The 23,358-nt window shown below is 62.1% G+C and carries 24 protein-coding genes and 1 tRNA gene; 7 read left to right on the top strand and 18 right to left on the bottom strand.

Features of this window, described 5'->3' with window-relative positions; genetic code table 11:
- Positions 1-15: 15 nt before the first annotated feature.
- The 3 genes from FFI87_RS14035 to FFI87_RS14025 all read left to right on the top strand — a co-directional run bounded on the left by FFI87_RS14035 (position 16) and on the right by FFI87_RS14025 (position 3,216).
- The gene (locus FFI87_RS14035) at positions 16-1,488 is read left to right on the top strand and encodes an amidase (RefSeq protein ID WP_138847199.1); all 1,473 of its coding nucleotides are present in this window, start codon (positions 16-18) and stop codon (positions 1,486-1,488) included.
- Positions 1,489-1,601: 113 nt separating this feature from the next.
- A complete protein-coding gene (locus FFI87_RS14030; protein WP_138847200.1) occupies positions 1,602-2,804 on the top strand; it encodes a porin in 1,203 nt (400 codons plus the stop codon).
- Positions 2,805-2,931: 127 nt separating this feature from the next.
- Complete coding sequence (locus tag FFI87_RS14025; RefSeq protein WP_011657840.1) at positions 2,932-3,216, top strand: PAAR domain-containing protein; 285 nt, start codon at positions 2,932-2,934, stop codon at positions 3,214-3,216.
- 43 nt (positions 3,217-3,259) lie between these two features.
- Here the strand turns inward: FFI87_RS14025 and FFI87_RS14020 are convergent, their stop codons facing one another.
- Entirely contained in the window at positions 3,260-3,571 is a 312-nt protein-coding gene (locus tag FFI87_RS14020) for a cupin (protein WP_138847201.1), read from the bottom strand.
- A gap of 59 nt (positions 3,572-3,630) precedes the next feature.
- Complete coding sequence (locus tag FFI87_RS14015; protein ID WP_105834555.1) at positions 3,631-4,314, bottom strand: DJ-1/PfpI family protein; 684 nt, start codon at positions 4,312-4,314, stop codon at positions 3,631-3,633.
- Between the two features lie 114 nt (positions 4,315-4,428).
- Here FFI87_RS14015 and FFI87_RS14010 point away from each other — a divergent pair, with 114 nt between their 5' ends.
- From FFI87_RS14010 to FFI87_RS14000, 3 genes are all read left to right on the top strand, one after another.
- A complete protein-coding gene (locus FFI87_RS14010; protein ID WP_138847202.1) occupies positions 4,429-5,397 on the top strand; it encodes a GlxA family transcriptional regulator in 969 nt (322 codons plus the stop codon).
- A gap of 208 nt (positions 5,398-5,605) precedes the next feature.
- The gene (locus FFI87_RS14005; protein ID WP_105784989.1) at positions 5,606-6,577 is read left to right on the top strand and encodes a LysR family transcriptional regulator; all 972 of its coding nucleotides are present in this window, start codon (positions 5,606-5,608) and stop codon (positions 6,575-6,577) included.
- Positions 6,578-7,027: 450 nt separating this feature from the next.
- Entirely contained in the window at positions 7,028-8,479 is a 1,452-nt protein-coding gene (locus FFI87_RS14000; RefSeq protein WP_138847203.1) for a phospholipase D-like domain-containing protein, read from the top strand.
- Here FFI87_RS14000 and FFI87_RS13995 read toward each other — a convergent pair.
- The 12 genes from FFI87_RS13995 to FFI87_RS13940 form a co-directional block, all read right to left on the bottom strand.
- On the bottom strand, positions 8,476-11,313 hold the full coding sequence (locus tag FFI87_RS13995) for a DNA methyltransferase (protein WP_138847204.1): 2,838 nt from the start codon (positions 11,311-11,313) through the stop codon (positions 8,476-8,478). The two genes, FFI87_RS14000 and FFI87_RS13995, sit on opposite strands and share 4 nt — an antisense overlap.
- Positions 11,314-11,616: 303 nt before the next feature.
- The gene (locus FFI87_RS13990) at positions 11,617-11,835 is read right to left on the bottom strand and encodes a hypothetical protein (protein ID WP_261378319.1); all 219 of its coding nucleotides are present in this window, start codon (positions 11,833-11,835) and stop codon (positions 11,617-11,619) included.
- 50 nt (positions 11,836-11,885) lie between these two features.
- Positions 11,886-12,407 carry a hypothetical protein gene (locus FFI87_RS13985; protein ID WP_138847205.1) on the bottom strand — a complete coding sequence of 174 codons (522 nt, stop codon included), beginning with the start codon at positions 12,405-12,407 and terminating at the stop codon, positions 11,886-11,888.
- Between the two features lie 39 nt (positions 12,408-12,446).
- Entirely contained in the window at positions 12,447-12,677 is a 231-nt protein-coding gene (locus FFI87_RS13980) for a type I toxin-antitoxin system ptaRNA1 family toxin (protein WP_138847206.1), read from the bottom strand.
- A 67-nt stretch (positions 12,678-12,744) separates the two neighbouring features.
- A complete protein-coding gene (gene trbL / locus FFI87_RS13975; protein WP_409995112.1) occupies positions 12,745-14,169 on the bottom strand; it encodes a P-type conjugative transfer protein TrbL in 1,425 nt (474 codons plus the stop codon).
- A gap of 23 nt (positions 14,170-14,192) precedes the next feature.
- Entirely contained in the window at positions 14,193-14,381 is a 189-nt protein-coding gene (locus tag FFI87_RS13970; RefSeq protein ID WP_076934339.1) for a hypothetical protein, read from the bottom strand.
- Positions 14,382-14,391: 10 nt separating this feature from the next.
- Positions 14,392-15,168: a P-type conjugative transfer protein TrbJ gene (trbJ, locus tag FFI87_RS13965; RefSeq protein ID WP_138847208.1), complete on the bottom strand. Its 777-nt coding sequence runs from the start codon at positions 15,166-15,168 to the stop codon at positions 14,392-14,394.
- An 85-nt stretch (positions 15,169-15,253) separates the two neighbouring features.
- A complete protein-coding gene (gene traJ, locus FFI87_RS13960; protein WP_017423590.1) occupies positions 15,254-15,616 on the bottom strand; it encodes a conjugal transfer transcriptional regulator TraJ in 363 nt (120 codons plus the stop codon).
- A gap of 329 nt (positions 15,617-15,945) precedes the next feature.
- Positions 15,946-16,185 (bottom strand): TraK family protein, encoded by a 240-nt coding sequence (locus FFI87_RS34475; protein ID WP_186381703.1) that lies wholly within the window; start codon positions 16,183-16,185, stop codon positions 15,946-15,948.
- A 4-nt stretch (positions 16,186-16,189) separates the two neighbouring features.
- Complete coding sequence (locus tag FFI87_RS13950) at positions 16,190-16,426, bottom strand: hypothetical protein (protein ID WP_125347551.1); 237 nt, start codon at positions 16,424-16,426, stop codon at positions 16,190-16,192.
- A 173-nt stretch (positions 16,427-16,599) separates the two neighbouring features.
- Positions 16,600-17,214: a helix-turn-helix domain-containing protein gene (locus tag FFI87_RS13945; RefSeq protein WP_138847209.1), complete on the bottom strand. Its 615-nt coding sequence runs from the start codon at positions 17,212-17,214 to the stop codon at positions 16,600-16,602.
- Entirely contained in the window at positions 17,211-17,444 is a 234-nt protein-coding gene (locus FFI87_RS13940) for a hypothetical protein (protein ID WP_026051425.1), read from the bottom strand. The genes FFI87_RS13945 and FFI87_RS13940 overlap by 4 nt, the downstream gene beginning before the upstream one ends.
- 192 nt (positions 17,445-17,636) lie before the next feature.
- Here FFI87_RS13940 and FFI87_RS13935 point away from each other — a divergent pair, with 192 nt between their 5' ends.
- The gene (locus tag FFI87_RS13935) at positions 17,637-18,545 is read left to right on the top strand and encodes a hypothetical protein (protein ID WP_261378316.1); all 909 of its coding nucleotides are present in this window, start codon (positions 17,637-17,639) and stop codon (positions 18,543-18,545) included.
- Here the strand turns inward: FFI87_RS13935 and FFI87_RS13930 are convergent.
- From FFI87_RS13930 to FFI87_RS13915, 4 genes are all read right to left on the bottom strand, one after another.
- Positions 18,507-19,553 carry a tyrosine-type recombinase/integrase gene (locus tag FFI87_RS13930; protein ID WP_060342190.1) on the bottom strand — a complete coding sequence of 349 codons (1,047 nt, stop codon included), beginning with the start codon at positions 19,551-19,553 and terminating at the stop codon, positions 18,507-18,509. The genes FFI87_RS13935 and FFI87_RS13930 overlap by 39 nt on opposite strands.
- A gap of 144 nt (positions 19,554-19,697) precedes the next feature.
- Positions 19,698-19,774, bottom strand: a tRNA-Met gene (locus tag FFI87_RS13925).
- A gap of 117 nt (positions 19,775-19,891) precedes the next feature.
- On the bottom strand, positions 19,892-21,550 hold the full coding sequence (locus FFI87_RS13920) for an MFS transporter (RefSeq protein WP_012364631.1): 1,659 nt from the start codon (positions 21,548-21,550) through the stop codon (positions 19,892-19,894).
- 241 nt (positions 21,551-21,791) lie between these two features.
- Positions 21,792-23,351 (bottom strand): sensor histidine kinase, encoded by a 1,560-nt coding sequence (locus tag FFI87_RS13915; RefSeq protein WP_138847210.1) that lies wholly within the window; start codon positions 23,349-23,351, stop codon positions 21,792-21,794.
- Positions 23,352-23,358 lie beyond the last annotated feature (7 nt).

Below are 23,358 nucleotides of genomic sequence, written 5' to 3'. Positions count from 1 at the left end.
TCTTCGATCGATTCCATGACCACCACCGTTTCGTTTTCGCCGTCGCCGGCCGACGCTGCCGCCGGCGATCTGTGCGATCTGTCCGCGCGCACCATGCTCGACTTGCTGAAGTCCCGGCAGATCAGCGCCTGCGAGCTGCTCGATGCGCATCTCAAGCGCATCGCGATGATCAACCCGCGCGTGAATGCGCTCGGCACCGTGGTCGATCCCGATGCGCTGCGCGCCTGCGCAAGCGAGCTCGACACGCGCTGGGCGCGCGGCGAATGGCAGGGGCCGCTGCACGGGCTGCCGGTGTCGCAGAAGGACCTGACCGCGACGCGCGGCGTGCGCACGACCTTCGGTTCGACGCTGTTCGCCGACCACGTCCCGCAGCACGACGCGCTGATCGTGCGGCGCTGCGCGAGCGCCGGCGCGCTGATGATCGGCAAGTCGAACACGCCGGAATTCGGCGCCGGCTCGCATACGTTCAACGAGGTGTTCGGCACGACGCGCAACCCGTGGGACCTGACGCGCTCCGCCGGCGGCAGCAGCGGCGGAGCGGCCGCGGCACTCGCCTGCGGGATGAATCCGCTCGCGTGCGGCAGCGACATGGGCGGTTCGCTGCGCAATCCGGCCGCATGGAACAACGTCGTCGGGCTGCGGCCGTCGCCCGGGCGCGTGCCGCGCGCGCCGGACCTGAACGGTTGGGCGACGCTCGGCGTCGACGGGCCGATGGCGCGCGATGTCGCCGACACGGCGCTGCTGCTGTCCGCGATCGCCGGGCCGAGCGGCGAAACCGCGACCGAAATCGCGGAGCCCGGCGCGCGCTTCGCGCAGCCGCTCGAACGCGATTTTCGCGGCACGCGCATCGCGATGTCGCGCGGCTTGCCCGGCGTGCCGGTCGATCCCGAGATTCGGCGCACGGTCGATGCGCAGGCGCGCGTGTTCACGTCGCTCGGCTGCGAAGTCGAATTCGACGACCCCGATCTCGCCGAAGCCGAAGACCTGTTCCGGATCGAGCGCGCGTGGCTGATCGGCACGCTGATGGACGGCTTCGACGAGCGGCAGCGCGCGGCGCTCAAACCCGAACTCCACGACGAATACCGGCTGCATCGTTCGCTCTCCGCCGCGGATCTCGGCCGCATGTTCGTGCGCAAGACGCGCCTGTTCGAGCGGATGCGCGCGTTCATGCAGCGCTACGCGTTCTACGTGCTGCCGACCACTCAGGTGATGCCGTTCGACGCGGCGCTGCGCGCGCCTGCCGATGTGCTCGGCGTCGAGAGCACGACCTACATCGACTGGATGCGCGTGTGCTGGCTGCTGTCGTCGACCGAGGCGCCGATCCTGTCGGTCCCGTGCGGATTCTCCGCGGCCGGCCTGCCGATCGGGATGCAGATCGTCGGCCGCCATCGCGACGACTGGGGCGTGCTGCAGTTCGGCCATGCGTACGAAGTCGCGGCCGGCCGGCGCTGGACGCCGCCGCCGGTCGTTGCCGACGCACTGCGCTGACCGTCTTTCCCGGCTGACCCCGACCGTTCCGGTTTGCACCGGAGCAGGCCGCGCGCCTGCGGGGGGCGTGCGCCCGTGTATCGCCATTCGACCCGCGCACTGGAGATCGTTCGATGAAGAAGAAGCTGTTGGCCGGCGCGGGTGTCGCGCTGATCGCGGGTGCGGCGCACGCCCAGAGCAGCGTCACGCTGTACGGGATTATCGATGAAGGGCTGACCTATGCGAGCAACATCGCGACGCCCGGCCCGCACGGCGCGGTGAGCGGCAAGCCCGCGCTGCGAATGCTGGGCGGCGTGCAGCAGGCGAGCCGCTGGGGGCTGCGCGGCAGCGAGGATCTCGGCGGCGGGCTGGCCGCGGTCTTCACGCTCGAGAACGGTTTCGATCCGAGCAGCGGCAGGCTCGGGCAGGGCGGGCTGATGTTCGGCAAGAAGGCGTTCGTCGGGCTGTCGGGGCCGTTCGGCACCGTCACGCTCGGGCGGCAGTACGACACCAACGTCGATATCCTCGGGCCGCTCGAGGCCGCCGCGCTGTTCGGCGGCTACATGGTCGCGCACCCCGGTGACCTCGACAACGTGAACAACGCGAACTCGACCAACAACGCGATCAAGTTCACGAGCAAAGACTACGGCGGGGCTCGCGTCGCGGCGATGTACGGGGTGGGCGGCATCGCGGGCGCGGCCACGCGCAACCAGGTGTGGTCGGCAACAGTTGCCTACACGCGCGGGCCGCTCGCGGTGGCGGCCGGCTATCTGAATGCGCGCAATCCGAACGTGTCGTTCTTCGGCACGACCGGCAGCCCCGCGCCGACCGTGGGCGGCGTGCCGGGCAGCAACATGCTGTCGCCGGTGTATTCCGGCTATGCGTCCGCGCGCACGCTGCAGGTCGCGGTGGTGGGCGGCACCTATGCGATCGGTGCGATGACGCTCGGCGCGATGTATACGAACACGTCGTTCCGCCAGCTCGGTGACCTGTCGTCCGGGCCGAACCCGGGCGGCGTGTCCGGCAACGCGGTGTTCGACAACGTGGAGGCGAGCGTGCGCTACCAGTTCATGACCTCGCTGTTCGGCGGTGTGGCGTACGACTACACGCACCGCGGCGGCGTGAACGGCCGCGACGGTGCGACGTATCACCAGGTCGCGGCGGGGCTCGACTACTTCCTGTCGAAGCGCACCGACGTCTACGTGAGCGCCGTCTATCAGCGCGCATCGGGCACCGACTCGACGGGGCACGTCGCTGTCGCGGCGATCAACGGGCCCGGTGCATCCGCGAACGATCGGCAGCTGCAGGCGCGCGTCGGCATGCGGCACAAGTTCTGATCCGCACGACGGCGCTCGAGCGCGCGGTGATATCCTCGCGAAACGCCCGCGACCGACGGGCGGATACCGACTGCGCGTACGCGGCCCGACGCCGTGCCGCGCGGCGTTTCCGAGGGAGAGCCGAACCATGAGCCGTAAATTCATTCTGAAGGGCGACACGACCGACCATGGCGGCGTCGTGCTCGACGGCATCGCCAATTCGTCGTTCGACGGCCGCGAACTCGCCTATCTCGGCGCGCCCGTATTCTGCGCCGCGTGCAAGACCCAGGGCGTGATCGTGTCCGACGGCGGCGAGCGGACGATGACCGTGATGGGCAAGGTCGTCGCGCTCGAACACGACCTGTGCCAGTGCCTGTGCACGCCGCAGCCGAAGCTGATCCCGTCGCAGGGCACGGGCACCATCTCGGGCTGACGCCCGTCGAATCGGTGCGGCGGCCGCCGCGGGCTGCCCGTCGTCAGACGCTGCCTTCGGTCTCGACCACCAGGATGCGCGCTTCGCCGAGCGGGTGCGCGACGTGTTCGGTGCCGATCGTCGCGTGGAATACGTCTCCCGTTTCGAGCACCGTCGCGTGCTCGATGCCTGCTTCGCGGTAGCGCATCTCGACACGGCCGTCGAGCACCGCGAACACTTCCTCCCCGTCGTTCACGTGCCATCGGTACGGCTGATCGGTCCAGTGCAGGCGGACCGTGATGCCGTTCAGGTTCGCGATGTCCAGCGCGCCCCATGGGCGTTCGGCGGTGAATGCGGTGCTGCGGATGATGTTCATCGATAGGCCCTTGAGTGTGGATGCCGCGCAGGGTGGGCGGCGTGGTCGAATGCTCGGGATCAGCGCGCCATCGCGCGCAAGGCCGCGTCGATCGTCTGCCTGCGCTTCTCCAGCCCCGCCGCCGAGCGCTCGGTCACGCGCTTCAGCACCGACGCGGGTGCGGTATCCGGCGAGCCCGCGTCGAACGGCGGCGCTGGCGCGTATTCGAGCGCCAGCTGGATCGACTGCGCCTCTTCGTCGCCCGCGAGTTCGGCGGCGATCGTCAATGCGAAGTCGATGCCGGCCGTCACGCCGCCGCCGGTGATCAGGTTGCCGTCGCGCACCACGCGCTCGCGCACGGGTACCGCACCGAGCGGTTCGAGCAGTTCGTGAAACGCCCAGTGCGTCGTCGCGCGGCGTCCGCGCAGCAGGCCGGCCACGCCGAGCAGCAGTGCGCCCGTGCAGACCGACGTCACGTAGCGCGCGGTGGCCGCGCGCTGCTGTACGAACGCGATCGTTTCCGCATCGAGCAGCAGGTCGTTGATGCCGATGCCGCCGGGCACGCAGATCACGTCGAGCGGCGGGCAGTCGTCGAACGTGCAGGTCGGCGCGAGCGCGAGGCCGCTGCTCGACGCGACGGTGTCGCGCGATTTCCAGACCAGGTGGACAGCCGCGTCGGGCAGCGACGCCAGCACGTCGTGCGGGCCGGTGAGATCGAGTTGCTGGACGCCCGGAAACACGAGAAGGCCGATATGCAGGGTCATGCGAACACTCCGTAGGGAAGGGGGCGCCGCGACCGGCGCACGATGGACAGATCGATTCTAGGCGCGTAGTGTTTGGCGAAATTGCCATATCACCCACGTTTTCAGCCAATCGCCATGTCTACCGCGCCGCGCTCGATCCTGATTCTCGCGTTCCCTCGTGCGCAGTTGCTCGACGTGAGCGGGCCGCTTCAGGTGTTCGCGTCCGTCAACGAGCTCGCCGAGGAACGCGGTCAGCCCGCGCCGTATGCGCCGCGCGTCGTCGCCGCTGAGGCCGGGCCGATCGAGACGTCGTCCGGCCTCGTCGTGATGGCCGATTCGCTGCGCTCCGCCGGACGGCCGGATACGGTGATCGTGGCCGGCGGGAAGGGCGTGCGCGCCGCATCGCAGGATGCGCGGATGGTGCGCTGGGTCCGCCAGCAGGCGCAGCGCGCGCGACGTGTCGCGTCGGTCTGCACCGGCGCGTTCCTGCTCGCCGAGGCCGGCCTGCTCGACGGGCGGCGCGCGGTCACGCACTGGGCGCGCTGCGACGAATTCGCGGCGCGCTACCCGAACGTGCGCGTCGAGCCCGATCCGATCTTCATCCGCGAAGGCGCGCTGTGGACGTCGGCCGGCGTGACGGCCGGCATCGATCTCGCGCTCGCGCTCGTCGAGGAGGATCTCGGGCGCGCGGTCGCGCTCGACGCCGCGCGCGAACTCGTGGTGTTCCTGAAGCGGCCGGGTGGGCAGGCACAGTTCAGCGCGATGCTGTCGATGCAGCGCACCGACGATCGTTTCGGCGAATTGCATGCATGGATCGCCGAGCACCTGACGGCCGACCTGTCGGTGCCCGCGCTCGCCGAGCGCGTCAGCATGAGCGAGCGCAGCTTCGTGCGCCACTACCGCGCGGGCACCGGCCGCACGCCCGCGCGCGCGGTCGAGCAGATTCGCGTCGAGGCCGCGCAGCGTCTGCTCGGCGAAACCGCGTGGCCCGTCAAGCGGATCGCCACGCGATGCGGCTTCGGTTCGGAAGAGACGCTGCGGCGCAGTTTCGTGCGCGTGCTCGGCGTGTCGCCGCAGGGCTATCGCGAGCGGTTCGTGCGATAGCGGGCGGGCATGTCGCGGGCGGCAGGCGCGTGGCCGATGCGCGGCAGCCGGGGACGGAACGATCGTGGCCCCGAACTGAACGAAAGCCGGTTACTTTCCAGTCCCAAGCGCGTCGACTATTCAGAAGTTGAGAACAATGGGCGGGGGCTTGTGCCGCGGCCGTTGCGCGCTCTATTCTGTCCTGTTGGCGATTCGAAGGGGGCGCAGCATGGACCGCATCCAGGCAATGGAAGTTTTCACCCGCGTGGTCGACGCGAACAGCTTTACGCGCGCGGCCGACACGCTCGCGATGCCGCGCGCGTCGGTCACGACCATCATCCAGAATCTCGAGGCGCTGCTCGGTGTGCGGTTGATGCACCGGACGACGCGCCGGCTGTCGCTGACGCCGGAGGGCGCCGCGTACTACGAGCATTGCATGAAGATCATCTCGGAGATCGCGGAGGCCGACGCGAGTTTCCAGTCCGGCAACCGCAAGCCGAGCGGCGTGCTGCGCGTGCACATGCCGAGCTCGCTCGGGCGGCGCGTCGTGTTGCCGGCGCTGTCGATCTTCCGGCAGCGCTATCCGGACATCACGCTCGACCTCGGCTTGTCGGACCGCTATGTGGATCCGGTGGAGGAGGGCATCGACTGCATGATCCGGGTCGGGCCGCTCGAGGATTCGTCGATGGTCGCGCGGCGGATCGGGATGCTCAAGCGCGTGACCTGCGCGTCGCCCGACTATCTGGCGCGTCACGGCGAGCCGCAGGAGATCGCCGACCTGGCCGACCATCATGCGGTCAATTTCCGCGCGAGCCACGGCGCGCGGGCGATTCCGTGGGTGTTCATGATCGACGGCAAGCCGCTCGAGGTGCGGATGAACGGCAGTGTCACCGTCAACGATTCGGATGCGTACGTGACGTGCGGGCTCGAAGGGTTCGGGATGATCCAGCCGACGCTGTTCATGGTGCTGCCGAACCTGCGCGACGGCTCGCTGGTCGAGGTGCTGCCCGACTGCAATCCGAAGCCCAAGCCGATTTCGATCGTGTATCCGCACAACCGGCATCTGTCGCAGAAGGTGCGGGTGTTCGCGGACTGGCTCGCGGAGCTGTTCGAGTCGACGCCGGCGCTGGAGGGCGGGGAGAACTGGCGCGGGAAGGTGCGTGCGGATGCCGTGGAGGAGCGCGGATCGGTGGTGGCGTAGCGCGGGGCGTGCGTGGCCTGAGGGACGGGCGACGGATGAAGCAATGAAAAAAGCCGCTGTTCCTTGCGGAACAGCGGCTTTTCGCATTTGGTGGCGAATCAGGGATTCGAACCCCGGACCTGCGGATTATGATTCGGCGTGTGACGCGGTAAGTTGCTGAAAACTAAGAGAATTTGACCGTAAACGATCGAAATCAAAAGTTGTTTCGTATCAGTAGTTTAGCGTAATTTCAGTGTGGGTAGAAAAGTTGGGCGCTGTACCGTCTATGCACCGATACCCGGCCAGATTTGGTTGTCGAGTGGACATTGCGCCGTGCGCTATCATGCTGCGGCGCGCGAGCGTCGCGTTGAGTTCGATGCTCCTGCCGCCGGTAACATTTGTCATCGAATTCCGCGAAGACCACGCGGCTAGCCGTCGGTTCTACCGCTGTCCATGTGGAGGACGGTGTGAATGGACCGTGTCTGTGATGCGCCTGATGTTATGCAGTGGGGACAGACTGCTTTACAGGACATCCGAGACGGCGCTTTCGCAACTATCGATGTCAAGCCAATCAAACTGCGCAATAAAGGGAAGAAGATGCAGGTTCGATTTGTCGCACAACCCCACGGAAGCCAACTAGGAAAACTCTTTTTAGAGGAACTGGCGAACCCTCAGCCGCCCAAGGCCATAACCATCGTGTCGGCGTTCGTAGCCCGTGCAACAGTCCACCGCATGAAATCTCGCCTGCGTGAGCTTCATGCCGCTGGAACGAAGGTCCGGCTTGTGATTGGTGTCGATATGGGCGGCACGAGCAAAGAAGTCTTGCAAGAGCTTTGCTCTTGGTCGCCGATTGAGGTTTTCGTTTTCAAGAACAAGAAAGTTGGTGTTACGTTCCACCCGAAGATCTACGTAGTCGAACGCGATCATGTAGCCAACTTTTTCGTGGGATCAAACAACCTTACTGACGGCGGACTCTTCAAGAATTACGAAGGGGCTGTTCATTTAGCATACTCTTTGCCTGCAGACGCAGCTTCACTTACCGCTGCGAAAGCCGAACTATCGAAGTTCCTTGCTCCTGAAGCACCCGTTGCAAAACTGCTCGACGAAGAGTATTTGACGAAATTACTTGCGAGACCAGACATTCCCAGCGAGCTGGAAAGTCGACAGCGCGCAAGAACTGCCAAAGTGGGATCGCCGTCATCGGTAGTTGATGATACCTTCGGTTTTGAACCGACTCCCGGCGCGCTTGAGTTACCGCCGGAATATCAAGATTTAGTACTTACTGCAAATTCCGCAAAGCTGACGGAGATAAAAAAGGGGGCCAAGAAGGCCGGGAAATCCGGCTCGACTAAGACGGTAAAGAGGGGCGGGATCATGGCTGCGGAGCCGTTGGCTCAGATGGCTCCCATTTCTTTTTACATGGAGCTGAATGCTACCGAGGGCGCTAAAGCAAAAAAGGGCGACAAGTCGAACATTCCTGGTGAGCAACGTATTCCTCTGCCAGCCATTTGGTCCGCTCAGGAATATTGGGGTTGGCCTGACAATTACACGGTATCCATCAATCCGGGAGCCGATAGAAAGCGCGCAAAGAAAGACGAAGACCCGAAAAAAGAGAAGGTGGACCGCATTTACCATAACTGGCGCCCCATTTGGAAGCTTTCTTTAGTCGGGGATCCGACAAAAAGTGTGCGTAGAGAAGTCAGAATGTATTTTTACGAAAATAGTTCTGACTTCCGCTTTACAGCTGGGGAATTGAAGTCATGGGGTGGCGAGCCAGGGGACATCGTCAAAATCACTCGAGTCGACGACGGCACCGCGGATTTCACTTGTGAACTTGTGAAAAAGACCCACCCGCTCCACGCCAAGTGGGCAGCGCACTGTAAGACTGGAGAAAAAACGGATCGCGGTTTCGGATTCGATTAGCCATCCTTGCGCAGTCGGAGGACTACGTTCTCGGTGATCGCATTTTTCATATGCACTAGGTTCTCCGTGGTCACGGAAATGTCGATGCGCTCCATTCTTCTGAAGCCGCAGGCTTCCGCGATGTCTTCGACTAGATCGGTGGACGGAATGCGAACGTCTCTATCGTCCACAGTCATCCTACTGTCCCCGATCACAACCATAGCTTCGGCCCCAATTTTGCAAAGACGGTGAAGTTGGGTAAATACTGCCTGCATGTCACTCAGGAATCGATGAATGAGTGCGGGCATATTCTGTTTGCGGAATCCGGCACCATCCGATCTGCTTACTCTATCGTGTAGGTCCCGAACGAAGTGCAGGCACGACGCAGGTAGCGTGCCGTCATCTTTGAAAGTGTCCTCGATACGTTTGCGTAAGCCAGTGGAAATCTCTCGGCTTCCAATCAGAGTTTGTTCGATGGGGCGCCGGCGAGTGCCACCCAAACCGAACAGCGTCAGGAGGGAGAGCCGATCAGTATCAATGTAGGGCAGTGCCATGGCATACGGTGGACTGGTCAGAACCATATCGATGGTGCCGGCCTCTAAGCCCAAGGCGTCGTAGGTTGCAGCGATTCTGTTATCCCCTACGACAGCCGAAGCCGAATAAAACGCGTTGGGCGCATGTCCACGTACCTTCCAGAATTTCTCGATCCTCGAAAACTGTAACGTGAGTTGTTGGCGGAAGAGTCCGAACACGTCCGCGTCGTCAAGCAATTCTTTTCGATATCGAATTCGCAGGTCGCTGGGATCCTGCTGCGAAACATCCCGGATGATAGAACTGAACACTACTTCGAGAAAGTCCCGGCTAACCCCCTCACTCCCCGCACGGATGGTTTTCAACAACCAGTTCAACTTCTTCGCTACCGGTGCTGCGAACCAGTTGCAAATCTCATCCATGCAATCGGGGTCGAACTGATCCAAGTTGTTTGGCATCTTTGTCGGCGCGCCGTCCAGTGCTTCAAGCACGCTGGACACGACCTCTGTTAGTACATCGGGGTCTTCGTCGAGAACGTTGCTCTTGGCCTTTGCGATTTTCGCCGCTAAAGGATGAACATCACATCCGAACGCGGAATATCCGTTCAGATAGCCTTCCAGTAAGGTCGTTCCACTTCCGCAGAACGGGTCGAGAATGCGCGATCCGTGAGCAAGAGAACGCTGATTAATTAATGCTTTCGCTAGCTGGGGGTAAAACTTTCCCTTATAGGGGTGCAGTCCGTGCGTCACATATTTCGGGTCCTTCCGAGCGGCCGGATTGGACGCCATGCCATTTTCGAGGATGGCCTGCCACGTGGGTTCGCCGTGCCCCGAGGGAAACTCCACTTTGTGGGTGAACACCATCGAACGGCATCGTGCGAGATCGGCCACGCTGGCCTCAATCGCCGTTCGAGACTCTGCCGTCCCGGTTTCACGGTCCCTTAATGTTTGCTCGTACGGCCAGAGCTTGTAAGGGGGAGGCTGAAGTAGCACGGGCGTGCGGCCTTCCTTCTTTCGAAGCACGAGGATGCTTTCCTTAGACGCTCGTCTTCCCGCAGGCGTGAACGATCGTTTGACCTTATGGACTTCGCGTTCGAAGACGTCGGCCGCATCGAATCCGAGTCTTTCCGCGTCACCTGCGAGGATCCGTGCTGTGTCATAAGTTGTGCCCTCGTACACCGAGTCGCCGATTACCAATACGGCGTAGCGTCCGTTTTTCAGGACCCTAGACATTCCCTCAAGTGCCGCCACCATGTCATTGTGATATGTCTCGAAACCACTCGACTCTCGCTGGTGTTTCAGATGCGAGCCGATTTCGAGCTTGCCAAACGCGACAGGGTCATGACCAAGCCAGAGCAGGCGAAAACGATGGTAAAGGTGATAGTCCATCGCGTTGCCGTAAGGCGGCGATGTGACGATTAAATCCACAGAGCCATCAGGAAGTCCATCCTCCGGAATTGCCCTTACGTCGCCAGTCAGAAAATACGACACGCCATAGCGGGTAGCTGCTGCGTTCTTCGCCACAGAGCGCATGACCAGTTCGAACTCTCTGATGAACCGCTTGGTTGTCTCACCTACCGGGATATCACGCGGCACGCTCTTGTAGCGTGTCTCTGAATCTTGGAACGATGCGGCGAGTACCGTTCGTGACAGGGCGAGTGAAACTATGTCCCTTGCCGTATCGTCGGCTAATGCCGCGATGCGTTGCCGGATATGGGCCAGTTCGCCAAAGGACGAATCCGGGAACCACTTTTCACGATTGGTAATTGATGGTGCGAATTGAGCGTACTTCCTGACCGTCTCGGCTGGATCGCGGGGAAGGGTAGGCACCAGAGCGCGAAGCGCCCCGTGTAGCAAGTGAAGTTCGGCGGTTGCCTCGGTGTTAACTCGCGCGGTTTTGACGCGTCCGATAAGAGCAGCGACTGGGTTCGCATCCAAGCTCACCGCCCGGCGACCTAGGCGGATAGCTTCCAAGGCGGTAGTTCCGCTGCCACCAAACGGGTCGAATACTAGTTCGCCCCTCGAACTCAAGAGAGAAACGAAGGTTCCTGGCAGCTGCGGAATGAATTTTGCCGGATACGGGTGCAGATCGTGGCCCAAGAACCTGGTGTCGTCATCCGTGAACGACAGGTCAATGGTTCTCAAATGTGCAATCGCTGCATCGGCGGTCCCGAAATGCAGTGGGTTTTCCTCGTAATCGGGGACGACCGTATCGGTTTCATCTGTCGCGGCGAAAATCGAGAGCTGCGCTTGGGCATTCGGTCTCGGGTCAACCATGGCCACCTTGAATCTGGGATTTATTGACATTCCCAGATTTTCGCTCAAACAGGCACCTCATGGCAAACAACAAATGCTCGCCTTGCAGATGGCCTTGCCGCACTGTTCTCTTGCATCTGAGCGGCACGTGCAAATAAGCGAGATGCCGCTCCATTTTGAGGTGAGGTGCTACCGACCGCTTGTGCTTGTTGACATTTGGGGGGATGGCCGATAACGCTGTTTAGCCTTAGCTGGCAGACGTGCGACTTGATCCCTCAAGTGTCAAACAACTAGCTTGGGCCTATGGACAGTTGAGCGACAGTCTTGTGCGTTTTCGGTCGCTCGCGTGTTGCAATTGAAATCGATACTCACCTAGTCTTCCGCCGCCTTGCGTGCTGCTGCCTGGGCTACCGTCTCACCGGGACGTAGGCCGAATAGTTCGCGGGCATTGGTCCTCGTAATGAACATGGGAACGTCAAGGCTCGGGCCCTCGTCGTCCAGGAAGGTTGGCTCGGGCGCATCAGCCAGATCGGCCAAAGCGTTACCGCTTGCGATGACATCATGCGCGTTCAAGGCGTTCTTTTTGATCATGGGGCTCCAGCTCAATTCAATGCAATGCCCGGTGTTGCAGGCTCTGCGCGTTACATGTCGGCCGAGCGGTTTGCTCTTGCTCGGAGGTCATCCGGCGTAGCTCTCGGTAGCGAGATGAAGTCGCGCTCGGCCATTGTCTCGTAGGTGCCTCGAAAGGGTAGGTAGACCTCCACAACCCACGAATCAGCTTTTTTCCGCCCTGCAAAAGGGTGAAGAACTTCGCCATCTGGTCGCTTGCGGTCAAATCGCAGAACCCCTTCGTGCGGATACGGGTGTGCGTGCCGAATCTCCATCATCCGTGTGACGACTTCATGGGGAAAGCCCGGGTGCGCAGAAGTATGCGCGGCGTGGACCGCCGCACGAATCGATTCCTCGACTGCAAGGTGACAACGTGCAATATCCTCTTCATCGAACACCTCTTCTTCGACGATATAGGGCGGCCCTTCATACCAGTGCGGATCGTCGTGGTCCAACCGGATCGCCAAGATGGTTCGCGCCCCGACATCGGTGCAACGCCACCATCCGGTGCAATCCATGAAGACCAGGCCGATATGAAAGTCGGTGTGGTTCATGGAAACTCCTTGTGCCGATAGATGCCGCTCGCCAGCGACTCAATGGTGCTGCAAGGTTTCGCGTACAGCAGCCATTGCCTCACTGAAATCCAGGCGCGTCGCTCGTCCAGTTTCGGCTTGGTAGAAAACGACCATGAACAAGTTTGCAACTGCCTCGGCCATTTTTGATAGCTCCCGAGCGGTGCGCTGGTCCATGAAGCCCAGATCAGCGAGTTGCGTTGCGGCATGATGGATAACTTGCTGCGCTTCGGTATTATGCGTAGTTGCCATGCTTCACCTCTCTAGCAGGTGTTGATACGTGGAAGTGCCGGCCGGTTGCCGCCGGCCGGTGCGCTTTCTAAGCATCGTCTTGTGTTGAGCGTTGCCTGTTCACGAACGCGGCTACCTCGTCGTTCGTGGCGGTGCCGGCCGTCGCATTTTGCTGACCCCCACCGAGACTGTCGCCGGCGAAACTCGGTCCGGCGTCGATGCCGGCGCCGCTCTTGCTCGAAATTGCCGATGCGATTTTGCCGCCCGTCGTCTCCGCGATTCGTTCCTTGGCGGTACCCGCGATGTTCGCGGCTTTGCCCTTGGCGATTTCGCCTGCACCCTTGGCGAGATTCCCACCCATGTCAGCCGCGAATCGACCGGCCGTGCTCATCGCCGATGCGAAGCCACCGCTGCCACTCGAACCACCAAGCGAAGCACCGCCCAAACCACCGCTGATAGCGCTCGAGCTGCCGCTGCCGTCCGAGAACATGCCGCGACCCTCGGCCATGCTCTGCTGCGCTGACTGAAACGCTGCCTTGAGCGCTGACGCCCCACCGGCCGCGCTTGTCGCGCCACCCATCGCAGCAGAACCGACCGAAGCCGCCGCGCTCGCAGTCATGGCGGCTGCACCCATCACCGAACCAATCCCTACGCCACCTATGGACCCAGCGCCGCCAACCCCGACGATGCCTGCAATCCTCGGCGGCACCTTGTTCGTGAGATACATCAGCACGAATGCGGCGATGAGCATGATCGCCATTTCCTTGAGGTCGATGCCGGCTCTCATGCTGGCGTAGTACTCGTTGATGAACGTTCTGCCGATGCCGATGAGCAGCAGCATCACCATCATCTCGGCACCGATCGCCAGGACATGCTTGTAGTAGCTGATTGCGATGTCCGACGTCCAGCGCGCCCCGCCAAAGCCTAGGAAGAACACTCCGCCGTAGATCATGATCCAGGCCGACACGAAGACCAGCAGCAGGTTCACACCGACAATCGTGAGAACAATCATCACGACCAACGCCATGAGAAGGCCTACCACGCTGTCCGTTGGCGACCAGACCGACGACTGATCGAACGCCTTGGTGAAGATGTCGTAGCCGATTTGCACGATACCTCCTGGCGTAAAATCGGTTGACTGGCCGATGGCCTTGGCACCGATCATCCACATCGACTTGACGATGGAGTCGGCAATCGCGGGGCCATTGAACAGAATCCACCAGAAGAAGCCGAGCACGGCGAAGAAGCGAACGATTTCGGCAAACGCCTCCTGAATGCCGGCGTTTCGCAACGCCATCATTCCGAAGGTCCACACCATGCTTATCAGCGCGAGGCCCCAAAAGAGCCACGAAGCGTAATTGACCATGACGCTGCCCCACGCGCTGGCTGCGGCCTGATATTTCCCCATCACCGAATCGACCACATCGGCATTCATCGGCGCGGCCGTCACAGTCGCCGAGTACGCGACGGCCATCAAGCCGAGCACTGAGAGTTTGCCGCCGTTGGAAAACATCGTTTTCATAGCGCTGTCCTTCGTCATTGATCGTTTTTCTGCGGTTGTGACGGCGTATCGCCCCATGACCAGTTTTTGGGAGGCGGGATGACGATGTTGCTGCCATCATGCAGTTGTTTCGCTGCGGCAGCCCGCTGGGAATCGGTCTGGGTGCTCTTGTCATTGCAGCCTGCAAGGAGCCCGATCAGTGAGAGCGAGATAATGAATTTCATCGTCACCACCTTATTGAAAGCTCCAGTTTTTCGGTGTCGGGGTGGTGATGTTGCTGCCATCACGAAGCTGCTTTGCCGATGCCGCCTGCTGGGCCTCTCGATCTGCAATCACTTGTGCGCGGGTGGCGGCCGCTGTTGCCTGCGCTGTCAGCATGCCCCGGATTTGCAGGAGCTGGTTTGTCTGCGCGCTAGCGAGCTGGTTCGCTGCCTGCAGCGCCTGCATCTGACCTTGGGCGCTCGTCGCCTGCGATTGCAGCGAGCGAAGGTTCGCGGCGTCTGTCGCAAGGGTTTGCTGCTGCTGATCGACGCCCTTCAATACGGCATCGTTCGCCTTTTTTTGCGCCTCAGAGCCGTTCGCTTGCGCATCAAGCAATGCTTGCCGCTGCGCGTCTGTGCAACCAGTCGAGGTGAAGCACGGCGACGACCGGTAATAGGCCACGTCTTGATAACGCGACAGATACCCGTCGATGCTCCCAGCCTGGTTCTTGTAGTAGTTCAGCGTGTCCTGTGCTTGTAGGAGCTTGCCGATGGTCTGGTTTGCCTGATCCCACACGTAGGCAGCCGGCGCGAGCGTGTTTTGCAGCATGTTTTGGTATTGCTGCAACTGCGTCTCGTACTGCTGAATCTGTTTCGCGACCGCCGCCACGTTTTGCATGGCGCTGATCGTCGTTTGAACAACGTTCGTCGCGTCGATAACGGGGATGCCGGCGTGTACCGCGCCACCGAATGCTGCTGTGATTCCGATAACCAGTGCCATCTTGGTGGCCTGGCGCGTTGCTCTACGCATCTTGCTTCTCCTTCGATTTGTGAGACGCCGCGCCGCGAACCGAACATCCGTAGCGATGGGATGCTCGTTTTAGCGGCTAAAAAAATCATCCGAGTACGATTCGCTTCATGACAGCTCGCAATTCGTCCTGTGTGGCCTCGATCTTCGCAAGCAGCGCACGGATGGTTGCTGGCGTGAACCCGGCCGTCCGCTCATCGTTCGTCAGCCAGAGCTTCAACAGGCCACCGAGGCGACCGAGGTCGCCATTGACTCGGGCCAAATCCTGGACCTGAACGAGATCGAGGATGCCGCGAACCTCATAGCCCACACCCACGTTGCGCAAGTAGGCGGCGATGCTCAAGCCAGTGGCCGCCGCATTGCGCTTTATTGCTGCCTCTTCGTCGGGCAAGACGGGCACGCGGAGGTGGCGACCATGCTTGCGCGTTGTCATCTTTTTCTCGTCGTTCATCGCTTCTCCAAGCCGGTGTGAACCGGCACTGAGCGGCGGTAGCCGCTGCCACGCAGAGCAGGATTCCCGTTGAGCGCCGAGGGCGCGAATAAGGGGAGTGAAGATAGATAGCCGGCTTGCCGGTTAGCTAACTTCACCTATCCTGCCCGGTATGCAACCGCTTTCTAAACGAGACCGAACCTTTCCACGATTGACATGCCGGTGTTGATTTGCCATACCCCTTTCGATCAATCGAAAGAACAACGTGCGAATGCCGCATGGGTCGAAAAAAGACCTGTTTTGTTCGACTCCAGGAAGGCAATGGCCGAATGCAGCAAGGTTGCTGACCATTACCGAGCCACTTCCTGATTGCGCGTCAGCTCGTCGGCGTATCTGCGGAAAGCCTGGTAGCCGTAGTGGATGTGTCCTTCCTCCACCAGTGCCTCCCAGATGCTCATCAGCGAATGCCCGTCATCGATGGCTGCTTGAATTTCGGTGCGCATAAGAAGAAACGCTGCGCGGTTCCTTGCATTGCGACCAACGGCGCGGCTCAGCGCTCTCTCCGCTATGCGCTCGGATAGTGTTTTCATGGCCTCAGACCGCATAACCGTGAGACGACAGAACATTGGCCATGTTGGCTCCTTCCCAGCTTCCAGGCCGACTGACTACCAGACCGGCATCTTCAGCGAGCATGGCAAGAAGGCTCGCTCGGGTGAGGCGGCCATGACTGCTATACCGGTCGATGGATTCATGATGATCGTTGAGTAGCCCCACGAGCTCGTCGAGTTCGGTGGCCGTCTTGTCACTCACGGTGACGATGAGTCGTTTCATGTGCGTCCCTCAATTCAGGTTTCGCGGGTTGTCCACAGCCCGCTGCTGGCTGCCGCACTTCTTGTTAAATAGATTTATCTATCTTGTTAGGGTGTCCGGCTGACACTGATTCGCGGCCAATCGGTATCTGCCGGACACCAATGTGGATATGTCAGGTGTCAGGCGGACACGTATCAGCCTGAGCTGTGTACAACTTCCTCCTGCCGTCGAGCCTCGATCTTCGTTCGCAGCGACATCAGGATGTCTCGCATGTCCTGCGGCAGGCAGGCGATGTCCTGAGCGTTGAACACGACGGCGTTGCCGCTCGCGTGGGTAACGTTGACCTGTAGTCGTTCGATCTGAACAATCCTCGATCCAGCGAAGTCGCCCGAGAGCAATACGTTTTGCAGGTCGGCCCTTGCCGCTTGAACCGACGAGGGGAGGTAATCCCATGTCGCCACTGCTGCCGGTCGCCCGGCTCCGTCTTGAATGCAGATTTTTTCGCGCAGCCGATATTCGTTGCGCCGGCCGTCGCGGGTCTTGGTGATGTAACCGAATGCCTCAAGCGTCTTCAGCTCGCGGATCACTTGGCTGCGGCTGATGCCTGACTCCGCAGAAATCGTGTCGATTGCCGGGAATGAGCGTCCGGTCTTGAAATTGGTGTGAGCCTTGATGACGAGATAGACCGTTACCGCATACGGTCCCATGCGAGCTATATCGCCGGTTTCGATCATGGAGTGGAACACGTGGAACCACGTCGTCTCCGCGCGAAACAGGTCGCCTTGCTCGTGCATGACGTTGGCCTTCATGACTGCACCGAGAACTGCTCGTCGATCAATTTCGCGATCGCTTCGGTGCGGAAGTAAATCCGGCGTCCGATATGGACCTTCGTCGCGTTGATGTGGCGTGCCCAATCGGCGCGCGACGTGCTCAAGCTGATGCGCAGGCCTTCCGGGCTGCGGTCGAGAATTTCCGCGAGCTGATCCAGCGTTAGCAATACGGAATATCGTTCCTTCAATGCGGCAAGCGTCGTTGTCACGGTAGCTCCGGGGGCATCTTCAAGTTACGTTTGGTATCGCTAGTTTTCGCTGAACTCAGCTATATTGGGCGGTAAAAGAAATTCGCCGCGAGTCCGCCGATGCCCAAAGCTTTTTCGACCCAGCTGAGTGCTGTACCTGTCCGACCGAGACGCGGTCGGCCGCCAGGATCGGTGAAGGACCGCAGAGCGCGCGTGCGCGACCGCATCCGAACTGTCGCAACGCTGAACAAGCTGCTGGTGCGCGTCACATGCGCTGAGAACGCAAGTCAATTTGCACGTTGGTTCGATGAGGCGATGCGCAAGCGGCATCCGCTGAGGGGGTGGGATACCGAGGAATCCGGGAAGTGGCGGAAGAACTTTGCCGGCACTGTGGGATTGGCTGCGGAGTCCATCGCGCACTTGGAGGAGCTTTTTCCGGACGATCGCTACTACAGCGCGTCGGATACTCGCAGGCATGCCCGTGAAATCCAGGCCGAATATAGTTTGCGTCGCTCGCTGTGTAAGCAGAGCGTGAGCGAACTGTTCGAGGTTGGTCCTGGACGGCTGTGGCAGGCCCTGTGGGGTGGCGACGATGCGCTTCTTGACCTATGGAGCCACTATTCCGATGAGAGACTTGATGGTTGGGGACGCGACTCGGACTTCTCCGATGTGGTGGCTGAGCTGGAAATGAAGCTGTGGAGCAATTCGCGATGCGAGGTCGAGATTGAAGAGGAAGACCTTGGTCGCGCAATCATGCTGTATCGGCTTGAGCAGGCCGGAATGGCTGGGCGTCCAGAAGATGGCTTGGCACTCTATCTGTGCGTTCGGCTGGCTATGGCTGAGTTGTCGCCAACGTTCCGATGGCTCGGCGTATGGGATGAGCTGGCGACATACGTGGTCAGTTTAGAGAGTGAACGGGTCTGGACCGATCCTCACTATGCGAGGCTCATTGAAGAGCGTTACTTCAATGGCCAGTGGTCGGACGAACTCCCGAGTTTCGTCGAAGATCCGTTCCTCCTAATGTGGGAAAGGTCACGCGAAGATACGTGGTTGGCAGACCACTATCGTTTGCTGAGCAACCTTTCAACGTATCGCGTGAAGCCGGTCCAGCTTCTCGACTAGGTCTTCGGCGCGTAGGTGCGTATATCGCCGGAGCATCTGCATCGACTTGTGCCCGCTGATCGAGGCTACTTCCTGGTCGCTGAGGCCGGCTTCAACAAGCCGACTCACGGCCTCGTGACGCAGATCGTGAAAACGGAAATCGACCAGCCCTGTACGTTTCTTGATCCCGTTCCAGACCTTCGTGAACTGGTACGCGCGCCGTTTCTTGTCGCGGCCTGGTTCTCCGAAAAACACCAGGTCGGTGTCGATTGGCCGAACGGGGTTGGCGAGGGCGCTTTGTAGGACTGATGCCGCGAGCTTGGTCAGCGGCACCGTGCGAGCATCATTGTTCTTGGTGTCCGTCAGTCGTACGACGCGGCGCTCCAAATCGACCTGACCACGGCGTAGGCCAAGTATCTCGGATTGCCGCATGCCGGTTTCGATCGCCAGGCGCACGATCCAGCCCAGCATCGGGTTGGTGTGCTCATCGACGGCTGCAAGCAAGGTGGCTTGTTCGCGGCCGGACAGACGCCGATTTCGCCCCTCGCCGGGCCTGGGCTTACGGATGTTTGAGACAGGGTTGAAGATCAACCCGATGTGCCATTCCTTAATCGCTACGTTGAATAGGTGGCCGAGCAGGGCGAGTTCGAGGCGGACAGTGTTGTTCGCCTTGCCCTGAGCCAATCTGTCGTCTCGATACCGGCCCACGAGGTCTGGCGTGACCGCCGCAAGCGAATACTTGCCGAAGTGCTCTTTAAGCTCGCGGATGCGCGCGCCTTCGCGGCGCTGCGTGCTGGCTTTTTTGGTGGGGACGATTTCTCGCTCGTAGCGGTCGAGCGCATCGGCTACCGTGGTCTTTTCCGAGGGCGCGCGCTGGATGAACACGCCGCGTACCATCTCGTCCTCGGTGCGCCGCGCCCAATCCTCGGCATCGCGCTTCGTGCGGAATGTCTTGGCGACGGTCGGCCAACCAACGCGTCGGATGGTTGCCTTCCACGTGCCAGAGGGGGTTTTTGTCAGTGCTGCCATGGTGCTCCTTCCGTGAGGTCTGCACCGCGTATTGCACCGAATTTGCACCGCGAGGGGCCGGTAAAAGAAAAGGGCTCGCAGCGAAGCCGCAGAGCCCTTATTGAAAAAGCCCTGTAAATCAAACATTTACAGGGCTTTTGCATTTGGTGGCGAATCAGGGACTCGAACCCCGGACCTGCGGATTATGATTCCGTCGCTCTAACCGACTGAGCTAATTCGCCGAAGAATTGAATTATGCAGATGTGCCGCCGGGCTGTCAACACCTTTTTCATCTTCCCCGAAAAAAGTTGCCGGCAGCCCGGGTTGCAGGCGGGGTGCTCCCCGCCTGCCCGACCTCATCAATCCTGCGCGTAGATGTTCGAGTCCTTCGTCTCCTTGACGAACAGCAGACCGATCACGAACGTGGCCAGCGCGATCACGATCGGATACCAGAGCCCCGAATAGATGTTGCCCTTCGCCGCGACGATCGCGAACGCGGTCGCCGGCAGGAAGCCGCCGAACCAGCCGTTGCCGATGTGATAGGGCAGCGACATCGACGTGTAGCGGATCCGCGTCGGGAACATCTCGACCAGCATCGCGGCGATCGGACCGTAGACCATCGTCACATAGATCACGAGGATCGTCAGTATCACGATCGTCATCGGCCAGTTGAGCTGCGCCGGGTCGGCTTTGGCCGGATAGCCGGCGCCCTTCAGCGTCGACGCGAGCGTCTTGTCGAACGCCGCGCCCTGCGCCTTCGCATCGGGCGCCTTGCCGTCATAGGCCGGGATCACCGTGTCACCCACCTTGATCTGCGCGGTCGAGCCTGCCGGCGCCGCGACGTTCTCGTAGTTCAGGCCGGCCTTCGCGAGCGCGCTCTTCACAATGTCGCACGAGCTCGTGAACTTCGACGTGCCCACCGGGTTGAACTGGAACGAGCAGGTGGCCGGATCGGCGATGACCGAGATCGGTGCCTTCTGCGTCGCGAGTTCGAGCTGCGGGTTCGCGTAGTGCGTGAGGGCCTTGAACAGCGGGAAGTAGGTGAGCGCCGCGATCAGGCAGCCGGCGAGAATGATCGGCTTGCGGCCGATCCGGTCCGACAGCGAGCCGAAGAACAGGAAGAACGGCGTGCCGATCAGGAGCGCGATCGCGATCAGGATGTTCGCGCTGGCACCGTCGACCTTCAGCGTCTGCGTGAGGAAGAACAGCGCGTAGAACTGCCCCGTGTACCAGACGACAGCCTGGCCGGCGGTCAGGCCGACGAGCGCGAGGATCACGATCTTCAGGTTCTTCCACTGGCCGAACGCTTCGGTCAGCGGCGCCTTCGACGTCTTGCCCTCGGCCTTGATGCGCAGGAACACCGGCGATTCATTCAGCTGCAACCGGATCCACACCGACACCGCGAGCAGCAGGATCGACGCGACGAACGGCACGCGCCAGCCCCAGTTGCCGAACGCTTCCTCGCCGATGAACGTGCGTACGCCGAGGATCACGAGCAGCGACAGGAACAGGCCGAGCGTCGCGGTCGTCTGGATCCACGCGGTGTAGAAGCCGCGACGGTTCGCCGGCGCATGCTCGGCGACGTAGGTCGCCGCGCCGCCGTACTCGCCGCCGAGCGCGAGGCCCTGCAGCAGCCGCATCGCGATGAAGATCACGGGCGCCGCGATGCCGATCGTCGTGTAGCCGGGCAGGAAGCCGACCACGAAGGTCGAGATGCCCATGATCACGATCGTCACAAGGAACGTGTGCTTGCGGCCGACGAGATCGCCGAGCCGGCCGAACACGATCGCGCCGAACGGCCGCACGGCGAAGCCGGCCGCGAAGCCGAGCAGCGTGAAGATGAAGGCGGCGGTCGGATTGACCCCGGAGAAGAAGCTCTTGCTGATGTAGGCCGCGAGTGACCCGGCCAGGTAAAAGTCGTACCACTCGAACACGGTGCCGAGCGACGACGCGAAGATCACCTTCTTTTCTTCGGCCGTCATCGGCGAGTGCGAAATTTGCCCGCCTAAGGTTGCCATGAATCGTCTCCAAGTCCCTTGATATAGATATGCGGCCGCCTTGGGTGGGCGGGCCTGTCGACGATTATTGGCACGGAAACTTACGGCGCACTGACTTGCGGGCACAAAACGACTGCGCGTTAACCCGCGCCGAATCGGCCGCTTCGCCCCTCGATCGGGTCGCAAACGGGCGGTAACGCGCCGGTTTCGATGCGATCGCGGCGGGGTGCGCGGTGAGGGTGAGGGTGGAGGCCCGCGCGTGTCAGGCTGGATCCGCGGCGGGCGCCGACAGCGGCAGGCTGATGCGCACGAGCGTGCCGGCGAGGCGCGGCGCCTGTTGATAGACATGATCGTCGAGCGTCAGCGTGCCGCCGTGCTGCGTCGCGATCTCGCGCACGATCGCGAGCCCGAGGCCGCTGCCGTCGCCTTCGCGGCCGAGGATCCGGTAGAAGCGCTCGACCACGCGCTCGCGTTCGGCGGCCGGGATGCCGGGCCCGGTGTCCTCGACTTCGAGATGCACGCGCCGCGCCGCCGGCTCGGCCCGCACGCGCACGGTGATGCGGCCGCCTTCGGGCGTGTAGCGGATCGCGTTGTCGACCAGGTTGCCGAGCATCTCGCGCAGCATCACGGGATTGCCGTCGACGTCGAGCGGCGCGTCGTCCTCCGGGCCTTCGTAACCGAGGTCCATGCGCTTCGCGAGCGCGGCCTGCACCCAGTCGCGCACCGTGCGGCGCGCCAGCGCGCCGATTTCGACCGGCTCGAACGTCAGCCCGCTCGCGCGGTTCTCGGCGCGTGCGAGCGCGAGCAGTTGCGTGACGAGCCGCGCGGCCTGCTCGGAACTCGTCGCGATCTGTTCGAGCGAGCGCTGCACGTCGGGCGGCACGGGGTGGCGCAACGCGAATTCGGCCTGCGTGCGCAGGCCCGCGAGCGGCGTCTTCATCTGGTGCGCGGCATCGGCGATGAAGCGCTTCTGCAACGCCATGTTCTGCTCGAGCCGCGCGAGCAGGTCGTTGAACGACGTGACGAGCGGCTCGATCTCGGGCGGCGCGCGCTGCGCCTCGACGGGCGACAGGTCGTCGGGCCGCCGCGCGCGGATGTGCGCCTGCAGCGCGTTGAGCGGCGCGAGCCCGCGCGACAGCCCGAACCAGACGAGCAGGATCGCGAGCGGCAGGATCACGAACTGCGGCAGGATCACGCCCTTGATGATGTCGTTCGCGAGCGCGTTGCGCTTGTCGAGCGTCTCGCCGACCTGCACGAGCACGGGCACGGGCTGTGCGCCGCCCGGCTCCGGCAGTGCGACGGTCGTATACGCGACGCGCACGTCGTTGCCGCGCAAAAGGTCGTCGCGGAACACGACGACGCCCGGCGGCGGGCGGTCCTCGTCGCGCGGCAGCGGCATGTCGGCCTCGCCCGCGACGAGCTCGCCGCGCGTGCCGAGCACCTGGAAGTACACGCTGTCGACGTTGTCCGCGCGCAGGAAGTCGCGCGTCTGCTGCGGCAGCGTCAGCTCGGCGACGCCGTTGACCGGATGGATCTGCCGCGCGAGCACGTATGCGTTGGTCTCGAGCGCGCGGTCGAACGGGCCGTTCGCGATCGTCTTCGCGACGAGATAGGTGACGGCGATGCTCATCGGCCACAGCAGCAGCAGCGGCGCGAGCATCCAGTCGAGGATTTCGCCGAACAGCGAGCGCGGGCGCGGCGCCTCGGGCGCATCGGTTTCGTCGGGTGGCGCGAACGGGTTTTCGTAGCGCGCGTCGCGTGCGTCGTCGGCGGCCGACGCCGGCGCGCCGCTCGGGCGGCGGGAATGGGCCGGGGTGGCCATCGCGGCG

Source organism: Burkholderia sp. KBS0801, from assembly GCF_005937855.2.
Lineage (GTDB): Bacteria > Pseudomonadota > Gammaproteobacteria > Burkholderiales > Burkholderiaceae > Burkholderia > Burkholderia ambifaria.
The sequence above is the reverse complement of the archived record's forward strand: the minus strand, read 5'-3'. Positions and strand labels throughout refer to the sequence as shown.